This window comes from Roseburia inulinivorans DSM 16841 (assembly GCF_000174195.1).
GTDB lineage: Bacteria > Bacillota > Clostridia > Lachnospirales > Lachnospiraceae > Roseburia > Roseburia inulinivorans.
Genome location: NZ_ACFY01000131.1, coordinates 1 through 542 on the forward strand (window position 1 = coordinate 1; position 542 = coordinate 542).

Below are 542 nucleotides of genomic sequence, written 5' to 3' on the forward strand. Positions count from 1 at the left end.
GTGACAGGTGGTGCATGGTTGTCGTCAGCTCGTGTCGTGAGATGTTGGGTTAAGTCCCGCAACGAGCGCAACCCTTATCCCCAGTAGCCAGCGGTTCGGCCGGGCACTCTGAGGAGACTGCCAGGGATAACCTGGAGGAAGGTGGGGATGACGTCAAATCATCATGCCCCTTATGACTTGGGCTACACACGTGCTACAATGGCGTAAACAAAGGGAAGCGAGACCGTGAGGTGGAGCAAATCCCAAAAATAACGTCTCAGTTCGGACTGTAGTCTGCAACCCGACTACACGAAGCTGGAATCGCTAGTAATCGCAGATCAGAATGCTGCGGTGAATACGTTCCCGGGTCTTGTACACACCGCCCGTCACACCATGGGAGTTGGAAATGCCCGAAGTCAGTGACCCAACCGCAAGGAGGGAGCTGCCGAAGGCAGGTTCGATAACTGGGGTGAAGTCGTAACAAGGTAGCCGTATCGGAAGGTGCGGCTGGATCACCTCCTTTCTAAGGAAATCGAGTAAAAGTTATTCACTGTTGAGTTATT

At 53.3% G+C, this 542-nt stretch carries 1 rRNA gene; it reads left to right on the forward strand.

Features of this window, described 5'->3' with window-relative positions:
• Positions 1-502, forward strand: a 16S ribosomal RNA gene (locus ROSEINA2194_RS13630); the annotation flags it as partial.
• Between the last annotated feature and the right edge of the window lie 40 nt (positions 503-542).